Genomic DNA, 19,590 nt, shown 5'->3' on the forward strand with positions numbered 1-19,590 from the left:
CTGCTCCTAATTGAAAGTGATGAAAGCGGTTGCAGTGCCGGTGCCAGGAACCAATGACCCAAGCGCATTTCGGTCGAGGGCAGGTGTGTTCAGGGGAATGAGAGGGCTGGCAGAGGCGGTGAAAGGATCACGCCCCTTACTGATGTCCGCGCCGTCCAACTGTGCCAACACGGTTTGAAAGCGATCGGTATATGCGGCCGCGTGGTGTTGAGTGCGCGAATGGTAAGCTCCGGCGGCGGCTGGCCACGATCCGAGTTCCGCATAAAGCTGCGTCAGAAACCGCGCCGCGTAGGTGGCATTTTCATCCGGATCGAACATCGCATCAATTGAGCGGAAGGCCTTGCCATGCCAGCGATAGTTGATCTGAAAACACCCGACATCAAAGCTGCGGACGCCGGATCTAAATATGTCGAACACATAGGATTTTGCTTCGACTTCCGACGCAAACCAATATCCCTTGCCTTCGCGATTGACGGTCCAGGGCCAGGGCTCCAACCTGCCATCCAGTGCGCGACCTGTCTCCACACGGGCAATTGCCCTTAGAACCTTCAGCGGAACGCCTTCGGACTGTGCGGCACGCTGCGCGGCGCGATCACACAATGCTGCCATATGCGCGCTGGGCGTTGCATGTCCGGCCTGTGCCAGCAGCGTCTGCGCCAGTAGCGCTGTAGTTAGAAGTTTTTGAATTGGCATTCTGCCGGTCCGGGATTTTGATCGATCCCGGCCAAGCTAGCCAATCATCCGTTTACAGAGGGTTAGCGCGCCTCAATTTCGATCGATCTTTCGACCAAAAACCACGCTGGTGTTGGTGCGCAACACACCGGGGACTCGCGCCAGTTCGTCAACCAGAATGTCGAGGTCTTCGATCCGTGGAGCTTCGGCTGACAGCAGCAGGTCAAACTCACCATTGATCGACAGGCACAGTTTCACCTCGGGATAGGTTTCAAGCCGCTTGATAATGCGCGTGGTTTCCTTTTGCTGCACTTCCAGAAGAACGATGATTTGCACCTTCGGTGTGTCTTCGGTTTCACGCAGGACGACGGAATAGCCCGCGATGACGCCGCGCTCTTCCATGCGGTTGATGCGTTCATGCACCGTTGTCCGTGCAACACCCAGCATAGCCGCGATGCGCGTTGTCGAGTCCCTGGCGTTATGCTGGAGGGCGGCGATGATGCGTCGGTCAAGCTGGTCCATGCTGGCTCCGGGATGAGGCGAGTGTGTCCGGGTTTATGATAGTTGCTGGTTTGAGCTCAAGGTTCATGAGGAACGCGATGGTGCAAATCGTCAATGATAATCGGGTGGGCATGGGGTTTTGGTCCGGTCAGATGCGGATGATCCGGAGGTAGATCCGGATGGCTGTGAACCACTGCTTTTGTGTTGGTTCGCGGCCATACTCTCAGCACAAGAGTAAGCCCCAGAATGGCGGCGACTGCCATTCCAGCCATGGCTGTCGTGGCTCCAAAGCGGGTCATCAGCCACCCGGCCAGAGGATAAAGTACCAGCCAGCAGGCATGAGACAGGGTGAACTGGGCGGCAAACACGGCAGGGCGATCTTCGGCATGGGCGGATCGGGTCAGCAGACGGCCCGACGGCGTAAGTGTGCTTGAATACCCAAAGCCGACCAATACCCAGGTCACCGTCAGCAGACCCAGCGTGATTGGCATGGCGGCAGAAAGACCTGCCGCGATTGCCATTACACCCGTTCCCAGCACTGCGCCACTAAACATTACCCGGCGATCGGAAAAGCGTTTCAGCAGGCGCGGCAATGCAAAAGCCGCCAGCATCGAGCCGCCGCCAAACCCGGCCAGAGCGATGGCAACGGCGCTCTCGGAAAGATCGAGGTTGCTGCGCACAATGACGACCGTATTGACGATCACCATCGAACTCAGCGCTGCTGCGCTCCAACTCAGTGCCAACAGGCCCCGCAGGCGTGGCGTCTTGAGATATATCCTGATGCCGCGGGTGGTGCGGTCATAGATGCCGCGCGGTTCAACCGGTCTGGGCGAGGGCAGGGTGGCAGACACCACAAGCAGGGCAGAGGCAATAAAGCCGACACTGGTGCCCAGAAACAGACTGTCGAAACTGACAAACAGCAGCAGGGAGGCGGCCAGCATCGGGCTCAGCAGGGTCTCCATATCGACTGCGAGACGTGAGAGGGACAGGGCTTTGGTATAGTCCTGTTCGTCTGTCAGGACATCGGGGATCGTCGCCTGAAAGGCCGGTGTAAACCCGGCTGATGCCGATTGCAGAACAAAAATCAGCACATAGACCTGCCAAATTTCGGTGACGAATGGCAGACACAGTGCGACCAGAGCGCGCACGACGTCCAATACCACAAGCATTTTGCGTCGATCCAACCGCTCGGCAAAGGCGGCGGCAAGTGGGGCTACTGTGACATAGGCCACCATCTTTATGGTCAGCGCAGTGCCTAGAACCAACCCGGCAGAATTTCCGGCCAGATCAAAGGCCAGAAGCCCCAGCGCCACTGTCGCCAGTCCGGTGCCTGTCAGGGCCACGATCTGGGCTGCCAGCAAATGCCGATAGGTGCGATTTGTTAGTATGCTGAGCATTTGTCAGAGGTATTTGGTAATGGTTTTGAAGTCTTCGATGGCATTCCGATCCGCCTCATCAGACAGGCAGTGATCAACATGGTCATGGATCAGCACACGCTTGGCGTTGGTGATTGCTTTCTCTACCGCAAAAAGCTGCTGAGCGATATCTGCGCAGGGGGCCTCATCTTCGAGCATGGTGATCACCTTGGCCAAATGCCCATGCGCGCGTTTCAGGCGCGCTGTGATCTGCGAATGGGAATTGTGGGTATGGGATGTCATAGTGCATCCTAATCCCCCCCATGGGGATGATGTCAAGATAGTTGCCCAACAGAAACCACCTTCACGCTGATGACGTTGAGTTTGCCTGCGAAACCTCCTATCTCGGGGTCGAGACCGCACAAAGGAAGCCGGCGTGGCGAATTACCTGTATAAAAATGATCTGCCCGATGGGTTGGATATGGGCCCGGTCGTGGCCATCGATTGCGAAACCATGGGGCTGAACCCGCATCGGGACCGGCTCTGTGTCATCCAGATGTCGGGCGGGGATGGAAACTGTCACATCGTTCAGGTGGAGAAGGGTCAATCATCGGCACCGAATCTGTGTGCGATGCTGGAAAATCCCGAAGTGTTGAAGCTGTTCCATTTTGGCCGTTTCGATATTGCGGCGATGTATCACGCGTTCGGAGCACTGGCAGCGCCGGTCTACTGTACCAAGATCGCCAGCCGGTTGGTACGCACCTATACCGACCGCCACGGCCTTAAGAACCTGTGTCAGGAATTGCTGGGCGTCGATATCTCGAAACAGCAACAGATGAGCGATTGGGGTGCTGAAACGCTGACGGACGCTCAGCTGGAATATGCCGCATCTGATGTGCTGTATCTGCACCGTCTGCGTAACGCATTGGATGGGCGGCTTGCCCGCGAGGACCGCACCGAAGTGGCACAAGCCTGTTTTGATTTCCTTCCGACGCGTGCGAAGCTTGACCTCGCAGGCTGGCCTGAAACCGATATTTTTGCGCACTCATGACTGATACCGAGTCCTTTCTGAAAACAGCCCGTCAGGTCATCACCGATGAGGCCCGGGCCTTGGACGTCCTCGCCAACGGCTTGGACGAACATTTCGCCGAGGCGGTGCAGCTAATCCTGCAGGCAACAGGTCGCATAATCGTCAGTGGTATCGGCAAATCCGGCCATATCGGCCACAAAATCGCGGCGACGCTGGCCAGCACCGGAACACCTGCGTATTTCGTCCACCCTGCCGAGGCCAGTCATGGTGATCTGGGCATGGTCTCGAAAGGTGATGTCGTTCTTGCCATCTCGAATTCGGGTGAAGCGCCGGAACTGGTCAATCTGCTGGCTTTCACCCGTCGCTTTGGTATCCCGCTGATCGGGTTGTCCAGCAAGCCTGAAAGCACTTTGATGAAGCAGGCAGACGTGCATCTGCTCATTCCATCAATGGGAGAGGCCTGCGGCTTTGGTATGGTGCCTTCGATCTCGACCACGCTGACACTCGCGATGGGCGACGCGTTGGCGATTGCATTGATGAAGTATCGGGATTTCAAACCAGAGGATTTTCGCGCATATCACCCAGGTGGCAAGCTGGGGGCGCAACTTTCTACGGTACGTGACCTGATGCATAAGGAATTGCCTCTGGTGACTGCCGGCACCCCGATGAGCGAGGCCCTGCTGGTCATGAGCCAGAAAAGCTTTGGCGTCGTTGGCGTAACGGATGAGGCAGGCCGTCTGATGGGCATCGTGACAGATGGCGACTTGCGCCGGAACATGAAAGGCCTTTTGGACAAGAGCACCGAAGAGGTGATGACCAAGAACCCGCTGACCATTGCGCCCAACGCGATGGCGGAAGAGGCGGTTTCAATCATGAACGACCGCAAGATCACCTCGCTCTTTGTAGTGGACCCCGCAACCGGGGGGGCGGCCGAAGGGTTGTTGCACATCCATGATTGTCTGCGCGTAGGCTTGGGTTAACGAGATGGCACAGGTGGATCGTCATTCCCGTTGGGTGCAGTTCCTGAAGGTGTTGCTGCCGCTGGTTGCGATCTTGTTGCTTTCTTCGGTTTTCCTGCTTTCGCGCAGTATCGACACCAACGTTTCGGTGCCGTTTAGCGGGCAGGAGATCGACAACCGGCTGACCGATCAGGTTGTCACACGTCCTGACTACAAGGGGGTGACCCGCAAGGGCGAAGAAATTCGGGTTGAAGCGCGCCGTGCCAGCAAGGGTGGTGAGAGCGATACCCCAACGGCGGCTGAGGTTCAGGGCCGCTTTGGGCTAAGCAACGGTGGCGAGATAACGCTTGAATCCAACACCGGCATGATCCGGCCCGACAAGGGAACTGCGACGTTTGTCGGGGACGTGGTTATTACAACCGCGGATGGCCTTCAGGTGACGACCGATCTGTTGAACACATCTTTGAACGAAATCCGTGGCGATAGCCCTGGTCAGATAGACGGAACGGGTCCGATTGGCGACTTTACCGCAGGGCGAATGACATTTGGGACTGAAAAAAAGGACGGACCAGTCCATATTCTTTTTACAGGCGGCGTGAAGCTGATATACGAGCCGCAAAAAGCAGAAAGATAACTTGTGTTCGATTTACGTGTCGCCTGTTTGTGTATTGCCGTGGCCGTCGGTGCCGCGCCCGTTTCTGCGCAGGAGGCTCAGGTGGCATTTGGCTCGGCCAATGCCGATCCGACCCTGCCGGTCGAAGTGACCTCCGAGACGCTGAACGTCAATCAGGAAGACGGATCGGCCGAGTTTGTTGGCAACGTTGTCGTCATTCAGGGCGAGATGCGCCTGACCGCAAAACGCGTTCTCGTCATCTATAACAACGAACGCTCGGCCATCGAACGGATGGAAGCGACCGAAAACGTGGTTCTGGTCAGCCCGCCCGACGCCGCCGAGGGTGACTGGGCGGAATACACTATCGATTCCGGCGTGATCGAGATGAAGGGCAATGTGCTTCTGACACAGGGGCCCAGCATTATCAGCGGCGATCAAATGATTGCGAACCTGACTTCTGGCACAGCCACGATGTCGGGGCGGGTCAAGACCATTTTGCAGCAAGGTGGAAACTGATGAACCGTCCTGAACTGTCCATCGCCGAAGGCTCGTCTGGCCTGAAGATCGAGAAGCTGCGGAAATCATATCGCAAGAAGACTGTCATCCGTGATGTCTCGATGACCCTGAACCGGTCAGAAGTGGTGGCATTGCTTGGGCCGAACGGATCGGGCAAGACGACCACCTTCTATTCGGTCGCAGGGTTGGTTTTCCCCGAAGCGGGCACCGTCGAGATTGACGGGCAGAACGTCACGACACTGCCGATGTATCGCCGCGCCCGTTTGGGCATCGGCTATCTGCCGCAGGAGATGTCGATTTTCCGTGGCATGAGTGTCGAGGACAACATCGCGTCGGTTCTGGATATCACCGTCAAACACGCGCATCGCCGAAAAGAACGGCTTGAGGAGTTGTTGTCGGATTTCTCGATCGAGCATCTGCGCAGGGCGCCGGCGCTGGCTCTGTCTGGCGGGGAACGCCGCCGGGTTGAAATCGCGCGCTGTCTGGCTGCCGATCCGAAATACTTGCTGTTGGACGAGCCCTTTGCCGGGGTCGATCCGATCAGCGTGGGTGATATCCGACATCTGGTGGCCGACCTGAGAAAGCGCGGCATCGGGGTTCTGATCACTGACCACAACGTTCGGGAAACGCTGGAGATTGTGGATCGGGCCTATATCCTGCATGACGGTCAGGTTTTGATGTCGGGCACTCCCGATGAGGTGGTCGAAAACGAGAATGTGCGCCGCGTCTATCTGGGTGAAAACTTCCGCATTTCATGAGGATACGCGGAAATGCGCCGGATGCATGGCGGAATTCGCGTATATACACACCTGTTTTGATTGACTCTTCCGCCGTCTCTTGCCTCAATTGGGTTATGGCAATTCTTCGGTTCCAGTCTGGATCTCGATGTCCCTTCTTCGAAGGGCTGGATCAGCGGCAACCGCAGAGTCCGCCGCGACCCCCCACCCGATAAAAACAAGTCCGTCACGTTCCGTGGCGCCAGAATGGGTGTGAATTGTGAAGGAGATCACATGCGTTACCAAATCAGCGGAAAACAGATCGACATCGGTGCGGCCCTGCAGACCCATGTGCAGACCGAACTGGGCGAGGTTGTGGGCAAATATGCCCAGCGGCCAACAGACGCCAACGTCGTCTTTTCCCGTTCAGCGCATGAATATGTATGCGAAACCACTGTGCATCTGTCGACCGGCCTGACCGCTCAGGCCAAGGCTCACGCGACCGAGATTTATGCGGCGTTTGAGGGCTGTTGTGACAAGATGGAAACACAACTGCGCCGTTACAAGCGCCGCCTGAAGGACCACCATAAGGATCGCTCAGAGCCGGTTGAACTCTTTGGTGCGTCCTCTTATATCCTCGCTTCTGACGAATCGGAGACGGCTGACGAACCTGAATCACTGCAGCCAATGATTGTGGCTGAGATGGAAACTACGATCCCATCGCTGAGTGTTGGTGAAGCCGTTATGCAGATGGAACTCGCCGGTGCGCCGGTGCTGGTGTTCCGGAACGAAAACAAGGACGGATTGAATGTCGTATATCGTCGTGAGGACGGTAACATCGGCTGGATCGATCCGTAAACAGGCAAGAATAATTGGCCTGCCCCCTGACCACGGGGGCACGGCTAAGGAGCGAAATGATGGAGCTTTCGAGCATTCTGAAGCCCGAAGCAGTGCGTGTGCTTTCAGCCGCGTCCAGCAAAAAGCGTTTGTTTCAGGAAATTGGCGATGTGGGCGCTGCAACGCTAGGGCTTGATGCGCAGGTGATTGTCGACAGCCTGCTTGAACGGGAAAGCCTTGGTCCGACAGGTGTTGGCCACGGTGTAGCGCTTCCGCACGCCCGTCTGACCGAGTTGGAAGCGGTCTCGGGTGTGTTTGTCATGCTGGAAAAGCCCATCGATTTTGGCTCGGTTGATCGTCAGCCCGTGGATTTGGCGTTTTCGCTGTTTGCCCCGGAAGAGGCGGGGGTTGAACACCTTAAGGCGCTGGCACTGGTGTCACGCACGTTGCGCGAGCAATCAGTCTGCACAAAACTGCGGGCCAATCCAGATCCGGTAAAGCTCTATGCAATTTTGACCGAAGCCCAATCAATGCAGGCGGCCTGAGTTCCATGTTCTCCGAAAAAAAGCCCCCGATTTTCGGGGGCTTTTTTTATGTCCGTCACGGGCTTGATCAGCCGCCGGTTCCCATTTCCAGCGTCCACCAGATCTTGCCGCCGTTTTCCTGATGCCAGGCAAAGCCCATCTGGGTGGCTTTGGGGTCCATGATCACTGCGCGAGGTCCTGGTTCCTGCATCCAGGCGGCCAGTGTTTCGGTCTCGGTTTCATAGGTTTCCGAGATCGCCTCGCCCAGGAAGGTCCCGAAATAGCCGACACGTGTCGCCCGATCTAGCGGAGAGGATCCGTCCGAGCCAAAGTGCCAGGGCCGGTTTTGCCGTGCCATGTCTTTCGAGTGGGTTTCAGCAGCTGCATTCAGTTGCGAATTCAATTGTACCTGCTGCAGGCCCGAGGCCTGCCGCAGCGCATTAACCGAATCCAGCATTCTGAACTGCAGTTTTTCAGGGTTGCCCCGGATTTTGTAAACCGAGGGCAGTGGCCGACCATCAGCGCCAATCGTAGCAACCGAATCGGTACATGCCGCCAAAGCGACAAAACAAATCATCAGAAGAGAAAGAATACGTGTCATGAGAGGCCTAAATTTTGTGTCGACAAGGGAAATAACCTGCCTGACGGCCCGGAGCAAACGCACAATGGCCCAACCTTGCGTGAATCTGCCGGTTTGATTTGCGACTGAAGCATTCTGGCCATAAAATACCCTAGATTTTACATTCTACGTTAACAAAGGACCGCTCTGCATGGTCAAGAATCGCATTCCAACTTCGACGCGCCGTGGATTCCTGGCTGGTGTGACCGCCAGTCTGGCTTCACCTGCGCTTGCTCAATATATCCCTGGCGACCCCTTGCGCCCGGCTCCGGAGGCTGAAGCCGATGTGCGCCGCAACGTATCCGGCTTTAGGGCGCTGGACTGGCAACCCTACTTCTCGAACACCAATAACGGGGCCATTCTGGTCGATACAGTATCTCGGGCGCTGCATTATTGGTCAGATGATCAATCCGTATACAAACTCTACCCGTCTTCGGTGCCTCTGACCGAAGAATTGACCCGCCGCGGGCGCACCAGCGTCATTCGCAAAGTGGAGGGGCCAAGCTGGTCGCCGACCCCATCGATGAAAAAACGTAACCCGGAATGGCCGGATTACATCCCGCCCGGCCCGGATAACCCATTGGGGACGCACGCTTTATATCTAGGCTGGAAGTACTACCGCATCCACGGCACCCACGATACGCGCAAAATTGGCCGCCGATCGTCGAATGGCTGCATCGGCTTGTTCAACGAAGATATTGCCGAGCTGTTCTCAATGGCCAGGGTCGGCACGCAAGTGTTGCTAATTTGACGACATTTTCGCGCATGAACCCGCTTGCAGCGTAAGTTGCAATTGCAATCCATGGGGATAGCTGATTAGAAAAACTCACGAGGTAAGTCTTAGATGTGCGGTTTCGCTATTGGGAATCGCGCAAATTCTGGAGGTTAATATGAAGAAACTCGTTATCGCTGCTGCTCTGACTGCTGCTGCATCGACCGCATATGCGGGCAACCTGGAAGAGCCGGTTGTTGAAGCACCGGTTGTTGTCGAAGAAACCCAAGGTTCGTCGCAGGGTATCATCCTGCCGCTGATCCTGCTGGTCGTTGTTGCTGCAGCTGTTGCCGCAGGCTAAGTCGACGAGACTTTCATCGATTTAAAAGGCGGTGGTGCAAACCACCGCCTTTTTTCATGTCCGGTCAATGGGCGTAGTCAGTCCAGCCAGCCGCGCAGGTTGTCCTCGATCACTTTACCCAATGCTGCGATATGCGAATCATCGTCATTGAGGCACGGGATATAAGTGAAAGCTTCTCCACCTGCTTCTTCGAAGCTTTCGCGGATTTCTTCGTTGATCTCTTCCAATGTCTCGATGCAATCGGCAGAAAATGCAGGTGCGATGACGGCGATATTCTTATTGCCTGCTCGTGCCAGATCAGCCACATGATCGACAGTGTAGGGTTTCAACCACTCTTCTGGCCCAAATCGTGACTGGAAGGTTGATACCAACTGATCGTCTGACCATCCCAAACGCTCTTTCAACAGTCTTGACGTTTTGATGCACTGACAATGGTAAGGGTCGCCTTGCTGCAAATAGCGCTCTGGCATCCCGTGGTAAGAGCAGACAAGGACATCCGGCTTGGTCTTCATTGCCGCATAGGCGCGCTCGACCGAGCCTGCCAGCGCATCAATATAGGCCGGTTCATCGAAATAGGCGGGCACGGTGCGGCTGGCGGGTTGCCACGTCTCTTTCATCAATGCACGAAAGAACTGATCGTTGGCGGTGGCTGACGTGGCACCGGCATAGTGCGGGTAGAGCGGGAAAAACAGGATGCGGTCGCAGCCTTCTGCCACCATCTGACGCACTTTGGAGTTCGTGGATGGATTGCCATAACGCATACAGAAATCAACCATCACCCGATCACCATAGCGGGCCTGCATTGCCTCGCGCAGTTTGATTGTCTGATCCTTGGTAATCGTCATCAGGGGGCTTTCACCCTTGTCGTGATTCCAGATCGATTTATAGGCCTCGCCCGAACTGAAGGGGCGTTTGGTCAGAATGATACCTTGCAGAATTGGTTGCCATTTCCACGCTGGATAATCGATCACCCGTTTGTCCGATAGGAATTCGTTCAGGTAGCGCCGCATCGGCCAGTACCCGAAGTCATCCGGTGTCCCAAGATTGGCGATCAGGATACCGACACGACCCATCTTGACCTTGGGATGGTCTGCGGGTGCATGGGTGGGACGAGTGGCATCAAACATGTGAAGCTTCCTGAATTGTGGTGTCTGGCCTGAGATAAAGGGAATCGACCGGTCGTCAATCGGGCAGTTTGCCCTCATCCGTGCCCAACGCATCAGCAAGACGCATACGGGCTGATCCCGGGCGTAAAGGTTTGGGCTGGTTGTCGTCAGGAGCCCAGCCGGTCAGGCAGACCAGTTCAAATGTTGCGGCCAGGCGGCCTTTGGCCGTTGTGAAGTGAGCAGAGTAGAGTTCTTGCGCTTTCTCAAAAACAACGCGCCGTGTCGGTTGCTTCAGGCGATTCGCCAGTGCGTTGGTTTCCCCCATTTGCCGCAAATCCTGCATCAGATGCGTCAGATCGCGATACTCAGCCGACAGCGTAGCCTTGTCGGCAACGGGTAAGGCAAGCCCGGCCCGTTGCAGCAAAGCGCCCAAATCGCGTAACTCCGCCATCGGTGCGATTCGGGGGCTGAGACCGCCTGTAACCTCGATCTCAGCCTGACCCAGTGCTGCACGCAGTTCTTGAAGCGTATCACCGCCCAAGCATACGGCCAGCAGCAAGCCATCGGGTTTCAGAGCGCGATGGCATTGGATCAATTGGCCAACCGGGTCGTTTGCCCAATGCAACGCCATCGCGTGTATCACCAGATCATGGGTGCCCGAAGTCAGATCCAGAACCTCATCATCCTTGATGATCCGGGCCTCGGGCCACAAGCCTTCCCAAACATGAGGGAATGGGGTCACGACGGCGGGAGCCTTAAAGGTTTTGTTAACCATGGATAGACGATCCTGCACCTCGTCAACCGCGGCGCGGTGCAGGAACAACGCCTCATCGTGCGCGCGCCTGCGGTGAAGCGTAAGCGCAGCGCGATCAAACAGAGAGGGTGCAGTGTCGGACGGCAGTTTCATAAGCCGCAAGTATCGCATTCGTCAGGGGATTCAAACCGCAGTTGAGATGATCTATCCCCCGCGTTGCCTTTCCTGCGGCGCACTGACCGAATCAGACTTTGGCCTGTGTGGCCCTTGCTGGCGCGATACACCGTTTATTGGCGGAACGGTTTGCGAGAGTTGCGGGATCCCGGTTCCCGGTGCACGAGATGGGTACAGGATTGAATGTGACGACTGCCTCAAGCGATCACGCGCATGGCGGGATGGTCGGGCTGCGCTGCTGTATCGGGGGGGCGCCAAATCGCTGATCCTGGCGTTGAAACATGGGGATCGTCCGGAATTGGCGCGCCCCGCTGCGCGCTGGATGGCCCAAGCCGGATCCGAGGTGTTTCGTCCGAACATGCTGATCGCACCAGTTCCCCTGCATTGGTCCCGGCTGATCCGACGACGGTATAACCAGTCGGCACTGCTTGCGCTTCAATTGGGTCGGGAAACGGGTTTAAACGTTTGCCCTGATCTATTGGTGCGCACCAGACGCACGCCAGTTCTGGATGGCAAAACAGCGGTCGAACGCGAAGCAGCACTTACTGGCGCCGTAGCTGCACATCACAAACGAGAGCATATGATGCAGGGTCGCGATGTTCTTCTGGTCGATGACGTTATGACCTCGGGCGCGACGCTGGAGGCCTGCGCGCGTGTCTGCCGCGCGTCGGGGGCAAATCATATTTTCGTGTTGGTACTGGCGCGCGTTGCCAAGGATGCATAATTCGCGGAAGATTATGCGAAACCCGAAGGGACGGAATATGAAGCCGGTAGAAATCTACACATCACCGCTATGTGGCTTTTGTCACGCGGCCAAGCGGTTGCTGAAGCAGAAAGGCGTCAAGTTTTCAGAGGTCGATGTGTTGATGCACCCCAAACGCAAACCCGAAATGATCCAGCGCGCTGGCGGCAAGCGAACTGTGCCGCAGATTTTCATAGGCCAAACCCATGTCGGCGGTTGCGATGAACTGCACGAGCTTGAGCGGCAGGGCAAGCTGGATCGCCTGCTTGCGGCGTGATGAAAACCGCCCTGCTGCAGATCACCTCGTCGGATAATCCGGCTGAAAATCTGGACATGGTGCGCGCCATGATGGCCGAGGCTGTCGCCGATGGCGCGCGCTTTATCCTGACGCCTGAGGTGACGAACTGCGTGTCCACCAGCACCACGCGACAGCGCGAGGTTCTGCAGCATGAAGAAGATGACATTACTCTGGCTGGCTTGCGCGAACAGGCCGCCGCGCTGGGTATTTGGCTGCTGATCGGATCGCTTGCGATCAAAACGCATGACGCGGATGGGCGCTTTGCCAACAGGTCTTTCATGATCGACCCGCAGGGCCAGATCGTGGCGCGATATGACAAGATACACATGTTCGACGTTCAGGTCACTGAGACTGAGACGTTCCGCGAATCAAAGAACTATCGCCCCGGTGAAAAGGCCGTAGTGGCCCAGACCGATTTCGGCACGGTTGGCCTGTCGATCTGCTATGATATCCGGTTTCCGCATCTCTATGCCGCACTGGCGCAGGCGGGGGCGCGTATTCTGACCGTACCTGCCGCGTTTTCGCCCGTAACAGGTGCGGCGCATTGGGAATCGCTGTTGCGCGCGCGGGCGATTGAGACGGGGTGTTGGGTGCTGGCCCCGGCCCAGACCGGCGAGCATTCGAAAACACGCGGCAAAACGCGGCACACCCACGGCCACAGCATGGTTGTGACCCCGTGGGGAGAGGTGCTGATCGACGCAGGCACCGATCAAGGCATTCACATTTTTGATTTGCATGATAGTTCTGTGACCGAGGCGCGCCGCAGGGTGCCCTCGTTGACACATATCCGTTCCTTCGACGGACCCTGATCCAGAACCGGACCATGACTGACGAGAAAAATGCCCTGGCGGTCACGCTGTTCAGCGAGATCCTGACCGCTGACCAATTGTTGCGCAACCGGCTAAGCCGGGTGCTGCCCAAGGGCATGGAAATCTCGCATTTCTCGGTGCTGAATCATCTGGTCTTTGTCGGGGATGAGCGCAGCCCGGCACAATTGGCCAGCACCTTCCATGTGACCCGAGGGGCGATGACCAACACCTTGGCCAAGCTGGAATGGGCCGGATACATCCACATCCGCCCCGACTGGGACGACGCCCGCCGCAAGATGGTCGCGATCAGCCCCGCCGGTCGCCGCGCGCGGGATCAGGCGATTTCGTCGATTGCCCCGCTGATCAACCGCGTGGTCGGAGAGCTGGGGCTGGAGCGGGTGCGCAGTACACTGCCAGTGCTGCGGGATTTGCGGTTGCAGTTGGAGGGGGAGTAGGGGTTCTTTGTGCAGATTGATTTGATCGGCTAAAGGTCAGCCTTGGCGGGAACAAATGGGTTGAGGTTGAGGTGTATCCCCTTAGCATATGTCCTCGACCACTAATAGTGGATCGTAAGACGAGTATCATATGCTAAAAAAAATATTAAAGTTCATTTTCAGTATCGAAGCTTGGCACGGCCTTCTTACAAACGAATTTGTTGCTCCGTGGTTGTGGCCGTCTTTAGGCGTTGTGCTGGTAGGGGTAGCTCATTACTTTACCGCGTCACCAGTCCCGTTGCCATACCTAATCGCTGCTATGGCACTGACATTTGGAGGTATTGCAGGGGGAATTGCCAATGTATCCTCATGGAGGTCTAAGATTACGATAGATGGCAAACTTGTGCACTCACAGCCCTATTTGGAGGCTTATACAGATGCCAACAATCAGGCTCTAAATGCTGTAAAACTTGGGTTCATCGTGAATAACCTCGCGGACTACCCTATCGAGTTCAAAGTAGACGAGTTGTATACGGAAATTGGCGCAAGAGTTCCCTCTGGAGACAGCGACAAGAGCCAAACCTACGAAGTTCCTCCTACAGGTCAAGGCTGGTATCTCAACGGTGCAATCGACCTAAAAACCGAAAGCAAAGTATCCGGGCTTTCTGGAAAAATCCAATATAAGGTTACCTACTGGCGCAAGGGCCAAAAGAGTACTGCGTTACTTGAAAAGCTAATGCATGTTGCTTTGCAAAGACTTCCGAGTGGTGATTTGACGATCCAAACAATTGATCAAAAAGCATTAAAAAACACAACATAGGTCTTGTAGGGTGAGTGCTTGCACTCATCTTCCCGCATCATTGATGTTTGCTTGACAGGCGTGAAAACCCCTCCTACGGCCCATCCTTCACACTCGCCGTTACATAATTCACGCTCAAATCCCGGTCCGAGATCGACCAGCTCCACAGGATCGGGTTGAACACGAACCCCTTGCGGTCCACCGGCTCCAGCCCGGCTTGGTGCAGCAAGTCGAACAACTCATCGGGGGTGATGAACTTGTTCCATTCGTGCGTGCCGCGCGGCAGCCAGCGCATGACGACCTCGGCCCCGAAAATCGCCATGGCATAGGATTTCGGGTTGCGGTTGAGGGTGGAGCAAACCTCTAGCCCGCCGGGTTTCAGCAATTGCTGCGTGGCGGTCAGAAAGCTGAGCGGATCGGCCACATGCTCGACCACTTCCATGTTTAACACCACGTCGAACTGTTCACCTGCGGCGGCCATCGCCTCGGCGGTGGTGTGGCGATAGTCGATCTGCAGGCCCGATTGCTCGGCATGGATGCGGGCGACGGGCAGGTTGCCCTCGGCGGCATCGGCTCCGACCACTTCGGCCCCAAGGCGCGCCATAGGCTCGCTCAGCAGCCCGCCGCCGCAGCCGATATCCAGCAGGCGAAGGCCCTCGAACGGGTGCGGAGCCTTCAGATCACGGTCAAATTCGCCCGCGATTTGCTGTGTGATATAGTCCAGACGGCACGGATTCAGCATGTGCAACGGTTTGAATTTCCCATGCGGGTCCCACCATTCGGCGGCCATCGCCTCAAATTTTGCGATCTCTGACGGGTCAACCGTGTTCGGATGCGCTTGCATTCCTGTCTCCGTATGCTCTTTTACGCTTAAGGACTATATAGGGCCATAATGGACAAGTACCCGGACCAAAAGCGCGCAGTTCAATATCTTTACCCGCCGATCGATCCGTTCGATCAGCGTGTGGTCGATATGGGCGATGGGCATCGTATCTACGTGGAACAATGCGGCAATCCCAGCGGGATACCGGTTGTGGTGCTGCATGGGGGACCGGGAGGTGGCTGTAGCCCAGCGATGCGGCGCTATTTCGATCCGGATGTCTATCGGGTGATTCTGTTTGACCAGCGCGGATGTGGCCGGTCACGGCCCACGGCCTCGGTCGAAGATAATACGACCTGGCATCTGGTCGCGGATATCGAGCGGTTGCGGACGTTGTTTGATATTGAGGACTGGATCGTCTTTGGTGGCAGCTGGGGTGCGACACTGGCGTTGATCTACGCGCAGACGCACCCGGATCGGGTCAACCGTCTGGTGCTGCGCGGTGTGTTTCTGGCCACGCAGGCCGAGCTGGATTGGTTCTATGGAGGCGGTGCGGGCAAGTTCTGGCCCGAGCAATGGGCTAAGTTCACCTCTCTGTTGCCTGAGACCGAACAATCCGACGCTATCAATGCCTATCACAAACGTTTGTTTTCGGGGGATCGCGCAACCGAAGTTCTGTATGCCCGTGCGTGGTCGCACTGGGAAAATGCGCTGGCCTCGATTCACACAAACGGGTCGGTTGGGGAAAGCCCGGGAGAGTATGCCCGGACCTTTGCGCGGTTGGAGAACCACTATTTCAGGAACAGTGCCTTTCTGGAATATGACGGGCAGATTCTGGGTCAGATGGACCGCATTGCGCATATCCCAGGTCATATCGTGCAGGGCAGATACGACATGATCTGCCCGCCCAAGGCAGCCTGGAACCTTTCGCAGCACTGGCCAGGTGCCGAGTTGAAGATGGTGCGTCAGGCAGGGCATGCCCTGTCCGAGCCAGGCATAAGCGTCGAGTTGGTGCGGATCATGGATCGCGTTGCGGAGGGTGCGGCATGACCCGGATCGACCGTCGTGCCTTGTTTGCCTCTGGTGCGGCCGCTGCATTGCTCACGGCCACGGGTGGATCGCTGGCGGACACACCGAAGACAGGTGGTAAGCTGCGGCTTGCTGTCCCGCGCGATGACAGTTTGGAGTTGTTGGCTCGTGGGGCGGTGTTCGACACGCTGACCGAAGTCGCGCCTGATGGTACCTTACGCGGCGAACTGGCGGTTGCGTGGCAGACTGAAGAACAAGCGCGTGTATGGAACTTTGATTTGCGCGGTGACGCGATGTTCCACGATGGAATACCCTTGCATGTTGACGATGTAGTTGCGGTGCTGGCAGAAATCGGACGGGTCGAAGCGTTGGCCCCTGATCGCGTTAGGCTGGAACTGGTCGAGGCTAATCCGGGCCTGCCTTTCTTGCTGGCCGACAGTCGATTTGTTGTCACACGCGGCGGGCAAGGAGTAACCCCATTGCACAGGGCGAGTGGCACTGGATGCTATCGCGTGGAACGGGCCAATGATTCTCACCATTTCCTTGGACGTAGGGTTGCAGGACATTACAAAGATGGTCAGGCGGGTTGGGTTGACGCGCTGGAAATCATCGTGATCCCTGACGCGCGTGTGCGTGCCGAGGCTTTGCGGGATGGGTATGTGGATATTGCTGCCTTGCCCGAAAGTGATGAGCTGAAGGGTCAACGCGGTCTTAGATATCATCCAGGTGAGACCGATGTGATGTTGGCTGTGGCCGCACATGTCGGGATGCCGCGTCAGATCGGCAAGGGGGGTGCGCTGGATGACGGGCGCATCGCCGAACGGTGGTGGCTGGCATAATTCTGATCACGATCTGCGCCGGGGGTTGCAGACTCGGAAAACCGTGCGTATATGCAGTTGCAACAGCGGCGCGTCGGACTTCTGGTCCGAGGCACCACCGGAAATTTCGACGGGCCGCGCGCCCGTTTTTTTGTGCCCGACGACAGGGTAGAGAACCAGATGACAAACGACCTGATAGCAAAAGCTGCCATCGACCGGCGACTGGCCGAGATCATCACCCCCGTGATCGAAGATCTGGGGTATGAACTTGTGCGCATTCGCCTGATGAGCGGCAAGATGACCACTCTGCAGATCATGGCCGACAAGCCTGACGGCGGGATCGAAGTGGACGATTGCGCCGAGATTTCCAATGCAGTCAGCGCCACGCTGGATGTCGAGGACCCGATCCTTGACGCCTACGCTCTGGAAGTGTCCAGCCCCGGCATCGACCGCCCGCTGACCCGTCTCAAGGATTTTGAGATGTTCGAAGGGTATGAGGCCAAGATCGAAACTGCTGAGTTGATCGATGGCCGCCGCCGGTTCAAGGGTGAACTGGCCGGGATTGAGGGGGATGAGGTTCTGATCAACATCTCCGAGGGAGATGAGACGATCACAATTGGTCTGCAATTTGACTGGCTGAGCGACGCCAAGCTGGTCCTGACTGATGACCTGATCAAGGAAATGTTGCGCCAGCGCAAAGACGCCGGTGCCCTGAACGAAAACGCTTTCGACGAGATTGAGACCGAAGGGTCCGAAGAGGAGACGAACTGATGGCAATCACCTCAGCCAACCAGCTGGAGCTGCTGCAGACCGCCGAGGCCGTGGCCCGCGAAAAGATGATCGACCCCGGTCTGGTTGTCGAAGCGATGGAGGAATCGCTCGCCCGTGCCGCCAAGAGCCGCTACGGCGCCGAGATGGACATTCGCGTCAGCATCGACCGCAAAACCGGCAAGGCGACCTTTACCCGCGTTCGCACTGTGGTCGAGGATGAAGAGCTGGAGAACTATCAAGCCGAATTGACCGTCGAGCAGGCGAAGCAATACATGGAAGCGCCCGAGGTCGGGAACGTCTACGTCGAAGAAGTGCCGCCGGTTGAAATGGGTCGGATTGCAGCCCAGTCGGCCAAACAAGTCATCTTGCAGAAGGTCCGCGAAGCTGAACGCGACCGTCAGTACGAAGATTTCAAGGATCGCGCAGGCACCATCATCAACGGCGCGGTCAAGCGCGAAGAATTTGGCAATGTCATCGTCGATCTGGGCGGTGCCGAGGCCGTTCTGCGCCGCAACGACAAGATCGGCCGCGAAAGCTATCGCCCGAATGACCGCGTGCGCGCTTATATCAAGGAAGTCCGTCGCGAGGTTCGTGGCCACCAGATCTTCCTGTCGCGCACCGCGCCGGAATTCATGGCCGAGCTGTTCAAAATGGAAGTGCCGGAGATATATGACGGCATCATCGAGGTTAAGGCCGTGGCCCGCGACCCCGGTTCGCGCGCCAAGATCGCCGTTATATCTTATGACGGTTCGATCGACCCCGTCGGTGCCTGCGTTGGTATGCGCGGCAGCCGTGTGCAGGCCGTTGTAAACGAGCTGCAGGGCGAGAAAATCGACATCATCCCGTGGAACGAAGATCAGCCGACTTTCCTGGTGAACGCGCTGCAGCCTGCTGAGGTTTCCAAGGTGGTTCTGGACGAAGAAGCTGGCAAGATCGAGGTTGTCGTTCCTGAAGAACAACTGAGCCTCGCCATCGGTCGCCGTGGTCAGAACGTGCGTCTGGCCAGTCAGCTGACCAATCTGGACATCGACATCATGACAGAAGCCGAAGAATCGGCCCGCCGTCAGAAAGAATTCGAAGCCCGTACAAACCTGTTCATGGAAACCCTCGATCTGGACGAATTCTTCGCTCAGCTGCTGGTTTCCGAAGGGTTCACCAACCTCGAAGAAGTGGCTTACGTCGAGATCGACGAATTGTTGGTGATCGACGGTGTTGACGAAGGCACCGCACAGGAGCTGCAGACCCGTGCGCGTGAATTCCTGGAAGCACAGGCCAAGGCGGCGCTGGATGCTGCGCGCGCGCTGGGCGTTGAGGACAGTCTGATTGAATTTGAAGGCCTGACACCCCAGATGGTGGAGGCGCTGGCCAAGGACGACGTGAAAACGCTCGAAGACTTTGCGACTTGCGCTGACTGGGAGCTGGCTGGTGGCTGGACGACAGTTGATGGAGAGCGAATCAAGGATGACGGTGTGCTGGAACCTTTCGGCGTCACGCTGGAAGAAGCGCAGGATATGGTCATGACCGCGCGCATCATGTTGGGCTGGGTTGATCCGGCTGAGTTGGAGCAAGCCGAAGAAGACGGCGAAGCAATTGAAGAGGAGGCCGAGGCCTGATTTCAGGC

At 56.9% G+C, this 19,590-nt stretch carries 26 protein-coding genes; 18 read left to right on the forward strand and 8 right to left on the reverse strand.

Going from position 1 to position 19,590, the window contains the following annotated elements; genetic code table 11:
* Window positions 1-6: 6 nt before the first annotated feature.
* The 4 genes from BLU89_RS17555 to BLU89_RS17570 form a co-directional block, all read right to left on the reverse strand.
* Window positions 7-693 (reverse strand): transglycosylase SLT domain-containing protein, encoded by a 687-nt coding sequence (locus BLU89_RS17555; protein WP_083347786.1) that lies wholly within the window; start codon window positions 691-693, stop codon window positions 7-9.
* Between the two features lie 72 nt (window positions 694-765).
* Window positions 766-1,194 carry an Lrp/AsnC family transcriptional regulator gene (locus BLU89_RS17560; protein ID WP_074738446.1) on the reverse strand — a complete coding sequence of 143 codons (429 nt, stop codon included), beginning with the start codon at window positions 1,192-1,194 and terminating at the stop codon, window positions 766-768.
* Window positions 1,195-1,250: 56 nt separating this feature from the next.
* Complete coding sequence (locus BLU89_RS17565; protein WP_074738448.1) at window positions 1,251-2,570, reverse strand: MFS transporter; 1,320 nt, start codon at window positions 2,568-2,570, stop codon at window positions 1,251-1,253.
* Window positions 2,571-2,573: 3 nt separating this feature from the next.
* A complete protein-coding gene (locus tag BLU89_RS17570) occupies window positions 2,574-2,831 on the reverse strand; it encodes a metal-sensing transcriptional repressor (protein ID WP_074738450.1) in 258 nt (85 codons plus the stop codon).
* A gap of 133 nt (window positions 2,832-2,964) precedes the next feature.
* Between BLU89_RS17570 and BLU89_RS17575 the strand changes: the two genes are divergently transcribed.
* From BLU89_RS17575 to BLU89_RS17605, 7 genes are all read left to right on the forward strand, one after another.
* Entirely contained in the window at window positions 2,965-3,579 is a 615-nt protein-coding gene (locus BLU89_RS17575; RefSeq protein WP_074738452.1) for a ribonuclease D, read from the forward strand.
* The gene (locus BLU89_RS17580) at window positions 3,576-4,538 is read left to right on the forward strand and encodes a KpsF/GutQ family sugar-phosphate isomerase (protein ID WP_074738454.1); all 963 of its coding nucleotides are present in this window, start codon (window positions 3,576-3,578) and stop codon (window positions 4,536-4,538) included. Before BLU89_RS17575 ends, BLU89_RS17580 begins: the two co-directional genes overlap by 4 nt.
* Window positions 4,539-4,542: 4 nt before the next feature.
* Complete coding sequence (locus BLU89_RS17585; protein ID WP_083347787.1) at window positions 4,543-5,151, forward strand: LPS export ABC transporter periplasmic protein LptC; 609 nt, start codon at window positions 4,543-4,545, stop codon at window positions 5,149-5,151.
* 3 nt (window positions 5,152-5,154) lie between these two features.
* A complete protein-coding gene (locus tag BLU89_RS17590; protein WP_074738456.1) occupies window positions 5,155-5,646 on the forward strand; it encodes an LptA/OstA family protein in 492 nt (163 codons plus the stop codon).
* Complete coding sequence (gene lptB / locus BLU89_RS17595; RefSeq protein ID WP_074738458.1) at window positions 5,646-6,404, forward strand: LPS export ABC transporter ATP-binding protein; 759 nt, start codon at window positions 5,646-5,648, stop codon at window positions 6,402-6,404. Before BLU89_RS17590 ends, lptB begins: the two co-directional genes overlap by 1 nt.
* A 252-nt stretch (window positions 6,405-6,656) precedes the next feature.
* On the forward strand, window positions 6,657-7,220 hold the full coding sequence (hpf, locus tag BLU89_RS17600; RefSeq protein WP_074738460.1) for a ribosome hibernation-promoting factor, HPF/YfiA family: 564 nt from the start codon (window positions 6,657-6,659) through the stop codon (window positions 7,218-7,220).
* 59 nt (window positions 7,221-7,279) lie between these two features.
* Window positions 7,280-7,744 (forward strand): PTS sugar transporter subunit IIA, encoded by a 465-nt coding sequence (locus BLU89_RS17605; protein ID WP_074738462.1) that lies wholly within the window; start codon window positions 7,280-7,282, stop codon window positions 7,742-7,744.
* A gap of 67 nt (window positions 7,745-7,811) precedes the next feature.
* On the opposite strand, the gene dalA is transcribed toward BLU89_RS17605, so the two are convergent.
* Window positions 7,812-8,324 (reverse strand): divisome-associated lipoprotein DalA, encoded by a 513-nt coding sequence (gene dalA / locus BLU89_RS17610; RefSeq protein WP_074738464.1) that lies wholly within the window; start codon window positions 8,322-8,324, stop codon window positions 7,812-7,814.
* A 169-nt stretch (window positions 8,325-8,493) separates the two neighbouring features.
* Between dalA and BLU89_RS17615 the strand changes: the two genes are divergently transcribed.
* Window positions 8,494-9,093, forward strand: a complete 600-nt coding sequence (locus BLU89_RS17615) for a L,D-transpeptidase (RefSeq protein ID WP_074738466.1) — start codon at window positions 8,494-8,496, stop codon at window positions 9,091-9,093.
* Window positions 9,094-9,232: 139 nt separating this feature from the next.
* Window positions 9,233-9,415 (forward strand): hypothetical protein, encoded by a 183-nt coding sequence (locus BLU89_RS17620; protein WP_074738468.1) that lies wholly within the window; start codon window positions 9,233-9,235, stop codon window positions 9,413-9,415.
* 77 nt (window positions 9,416-9,492) lie between these two features.
* On the opposite strand, the gene hemH is transcribed toward BLU89_RS17620, so the two are convergent.
* Together hemH and BLU89_RS17630 are read right to left on the reverse strand one after the other, a co-directional pair.
* The gene (gene hemH, locus BLU89_RS17625) at window positions 9,493-10,542 is read right to left on the reverse strand and encodes a ferrochelatase (RefSeq protein WP_074738470.1); all 1,050 of its coding nucleotides are present in this window, start codon (window positions 10,540-10,542) and stop codon (window positions 9,493-9,495) included.
* 55 nt (window positions 10,543-10,597) lie between these two features.
* The gene (locus BLU89_RS17630; RefSeq protein WP_074738471.1) at window positions 10,598-11,428 is read right to left on the reverse strand and encodes a methyltransferase domain-containing protein; all 831 of its coding nucleotides are present in this window, start codon (window positions 11,426-11,428) and stop codon (window positions 10,598-10,600) included.
* Here BLU89_RS17630 and BLU89_RS17635 point away from each other — a divergent pair.
* The 5 genes from BLU89_RS17635 (at window position 11,409) to BLU89_RS17655 (ending at window position 14,552) form a co-directional block, all read left to right on the forward strand.
* Window positions 11,409-12,173 carry a ComF family protein gene (locus BLU89_RS17635; RefSeq protein ID WP_245709783.1) on the forward strand — a complete coding sequence of 255 codons (765 nt, stop codon included), beginning with the start codon at window positions 11,409-11,411 and terminating at the stop codon, window positions 12,171-12,173. The two genes, BLU89_RS17630 and BLU89_RS17635, sit on opposite strands and share 20 nt — an antisense overlap.
* A gap of 37 nt (window positions 12,174-12,210) precedes the next feature.
* Window positions 12,211-12,468, forward strand: coding sequence for a glutaredoxin 3 (grxC, locus tag BLU89_RS17640; RefSeq protein ID WP_074738475.1), 258 nt, complete (start codon window positions 12,211-12,213; stop codon window positions 12,466-12,468).
* Window positions 12,468-13,298, forward strand: a complete 831-nt coding sequence (locus BLU89_RS17645) for a carbon-nitrogen hydrolase family protein (protein WP_074738477.1) — start codon at window positions 12,468-12,470, stop codon at window positions 13,296-13,298. The genes grxC and BLU89_RS17645 overlap by 1 nt, the downstream gene beginning before the upstream one ends.
* A gap of 14 nt (window positions 13,299-13,312) precedes the next feature.
* Window positions 13,313-13,753 carry a MarR family winged helix-turn-helix transcriptional regulator gene (locus BLU89_RS17650; protein ID WP_074738479.1) on the forward strand — a complete coding sequence of 147 codons (441 nt, stop codon included), beginning with the start codon at window positions 13,313-13,315 and terminating at the stop codon, window positions 13,751-13,753.
* A 130-nt stretch (window positions 13,754-13,883) separates the two neighbouring features.
* Entirely contained in the window at window positions 13,884-14,552 is a 669-nt protein-coding gene (locus BLU89_RS17655) for a hypothetical protein (RefSeq protein ID WP_074738481.1), read from the forward strand.
* Window positions 14,553-14,625: 73 nt separating this feature from the next.
* Here the strand turns inward: BLU89_RS17655 and ubiG are convergent, their stop codons facing one another.
* On the reverse strand, window positions 14,626-15,375 hold the full coding sequence (ubiG, locus tag BLU89_RS17660) for a bifunctional 2-polyprenyl-6-hydroxyphenol methylase/3-demethylubiquinol 3-O-methyltransferase UbiG (protein ID WP_074738483.1): 750 nt from the start codon (window positions 15,373-15,375) through the stop codon (window positions 14,626-14,628).
* Window positions 15,376-15,423: 48 nt separating this feature from the next.
* On the opposite strand from ubiG, the gene pip reads away from it, so the two are divergent.
* The 4 genes from pip to nusA all read left to right on the forward strand — a co-directional run bounded on the left by pip (window position 15,424) and on the right by nusA (window position 19,582).
* On the forward strand, window positions 15,424-16,401 hold the full coding sequence (gene pip / locus BLU89_RS17665) for a prolyl aminopeptidase (protein ID WP_074738485.1): 978 nt from the start codon (window positions 15,424-15,426) through the stop codon (window positions 16,399-16,401).
* Entirely contained in the window at window positions 16,398-17,219 is an 822-nt protein-coding gene (locus BLU89_RS17670; RefSeq protein WP_074738487.1) for an ABC transporter substrate-binding protein, read from the forward strand. Before pip ends, BLU89_RS17670 begins: the two co-directional genes overlap by 4 nt.
* Before the next feature lie 159 nt (window positions 17,220-17,378).
* Entirely contained in the window at window positions 17,379-17,969 is a 591-nt protein-coding gene (gene rimP / locus BLU89_RS17675) for a ribosome maturation factor RimP (RefSeq protein WP_074738542.1), read from the forward strand.
* Entirely contained in the window at window positions 17,969-19,582 is a 1,614-nt protein-coding gene (gene nusA, locus BLU89_RS17680; RefSeq protein ID WP_074738489.1) for a transcription termination factor NusA, read from the forward strand. Before rimP ends, nusA begins: the two co-directional genes overlap by 1 nt.
* Window positions 19,583-19,590: the final 8 nt, after the last annotated feature.

It is taken from the genome of Ruegeria halocynthiae (assembly GCF_900106805.1).
Taxonomy (GTDB): Bacteria; Pseudomonadota; Alphaproteobacteria; order Rhodobacterales; family Rhodobacteraceae; genus Ruegeria; species Ruegeria halocynthiae.

Excerpts from the sequence above, each read along its gene's own strand:
- BLU89_RS17555 (WP_083347786.1), bottom strand. The coding sequence starts at position 693 with ATGCCAATTCAAAAACTTCTAACTACAGCGCTACTGGCGCAGACGCTG.
- BLU89_RS17560 (WP_074738446.1), bottom strand. The coding sequence starts at position 1,194 with ATGGACCAGCTTGACCGACGCATCATCGCCGCCCTCCAGCATAACGCC.
- BLU89_RS17565 (WP_074738448.1), bottom strand. The coding sequence starts at position 2,570 with ATGCTCAGCATACTAACAAATCGCACCTATCGGCATTTGCTGGCAGCC.
- BLU89_RS17570 (WP_074738450.1), bottom strand. The coding sequence starts at position 2,831 with ATGACATCCCATACCCACAATTCCCATTCGCAGATCACAGCGCGCCTG.
- BLU89_RS17580 (WP_074738454.1), top strand. The coding sequence starts at position 3,576 with ATGACTGATACCGAGTCCTTTCTGAAAACAGCCCGTCAGGTCATCACC.
- BLU89_RS17585 (WP_083347787.1), top strand. The coding sequence starts at position 4,543 with ATGGCACAGGTGGATCGTCATTCCCGTTGGGTGCAGTTCCTGAAGGTG.
- lptB (WP_074738458.1), top strand. The coding sequence starts at position 5,646 with ATGAACCGTCCTGAACTGTCCATCGCCGAAGGCTCGTCTGGCCTGAAG.
- hpf (WP_074738460.1), top strand. The coding sequence starts at position 6,657 with ATGCGTTACCAAATCAGCGGAAAACAGATCGACATCGGTGCGGCCCTG.
- BLU89_RS17605 (WP_074738462.1), top strand. The coding sequence starts at position 7,280 with ATGGAGCTTTCGAGCATTCTGAAGCCCGAAGCAGTGCGTGTGCTTTCA.
- dalA (WP_074738464.1), bottom strand. The coding sequence starts at position 8,324 with ATGACACGTATTCTTTCTCTTCTGATGATTTGTTTTGTCGCTTTGGCG.
- BLU89_RS17615 (WP_074738466.1), top strand. The coding sequence starts at position 8,494 with ATGGTCAAGAATCGCATTCCAACTTCGACGCGCCGTGGATTCCTGGCT.
- BLU89_RS17620 (WP_074738468.1), top strand. The coding sequence starts at position 9,233 with ATGAAGAAACTCGTTATCGCTGCTGCTCTGACTGCTGCTGCATCGACC.
- hemH (WP_074738470.1), bottom strand. The coding sequence starts at position 10,542 with ATGTTTGATGCCACTCGTCCCACCCATGCACCCGCAGACCATCCCAAG.
- BLU89_RS17630 (WP_074738471.1), bottom strand. The coding sequence starts at position 11,428 with ATGAAACTGCCGTCCGACACTGCACCCTCTCTGTTTGATCGCGCTGCG.
- grxC (WP_074738475.1), top strand. The coding sequence starts at position 12,211 with ATGAAGCCGGTAGAAATCTACACATCACCGCTATGTGGCTTTTGTCAC.
- BLU89_RS17645 (WP_074738477.1), top strand. The coding sequence starts at position 12,468 with ATGAAAACCGCCCTGCTGCAGATCACCTCGTCGGATAATCCGGCTGAA.
- BLU89_RS17650 (WP_074738479.1), top strand. The coding sequence starts at position 13,313 with ATGACTGACGAGAAAAATGCCCTGGCGGTCACGCTGTTCAGCGAGATC.
- BLU89_RS17655 (WP_074738481.1), top strand. The coding sequence starts at position 13,884 with ATGCTAAAAAAAATATTAAAGTTCATTTTCAGTATCGAAGCTTGGCAC.
- ubiG (WP_074738483.1), bottom strand. The coding sequence starts at position 15,375 with ATGCAAGCGCATCCGAACACGGTTGACCCGTCAGAGATCGCAAAATTT.
- pip (WP_074738485.1), top strand. The coding sequence starts at position 15,424 with ATGGACAAGTACCCGGACCAAAAGCGCGCAGTTCAATATCTTTACCCG.
- BLU89_RS17670 (WP_074738487.1), top strand. The coding sequence starts at position 16,398 with ATGACCCGGATCGACCGTCGTGCCTTGTTTGCCTCTGGTGCGGCCGCT.
- rimP (WP_074738542.1), top strand. The coding sequence starts at position 17,379 with ATGACAAACGACCTGATAGCAAAAGCTGCCATCGACCGGCGACTGGCC.
- nusA (WP_074738489.1), top strand. The coding sequence starts at position 17,969 with ATGGCAATCACCTCAGCCAACCAGCTGGAGCTGCTGCAGACCGCCGAG.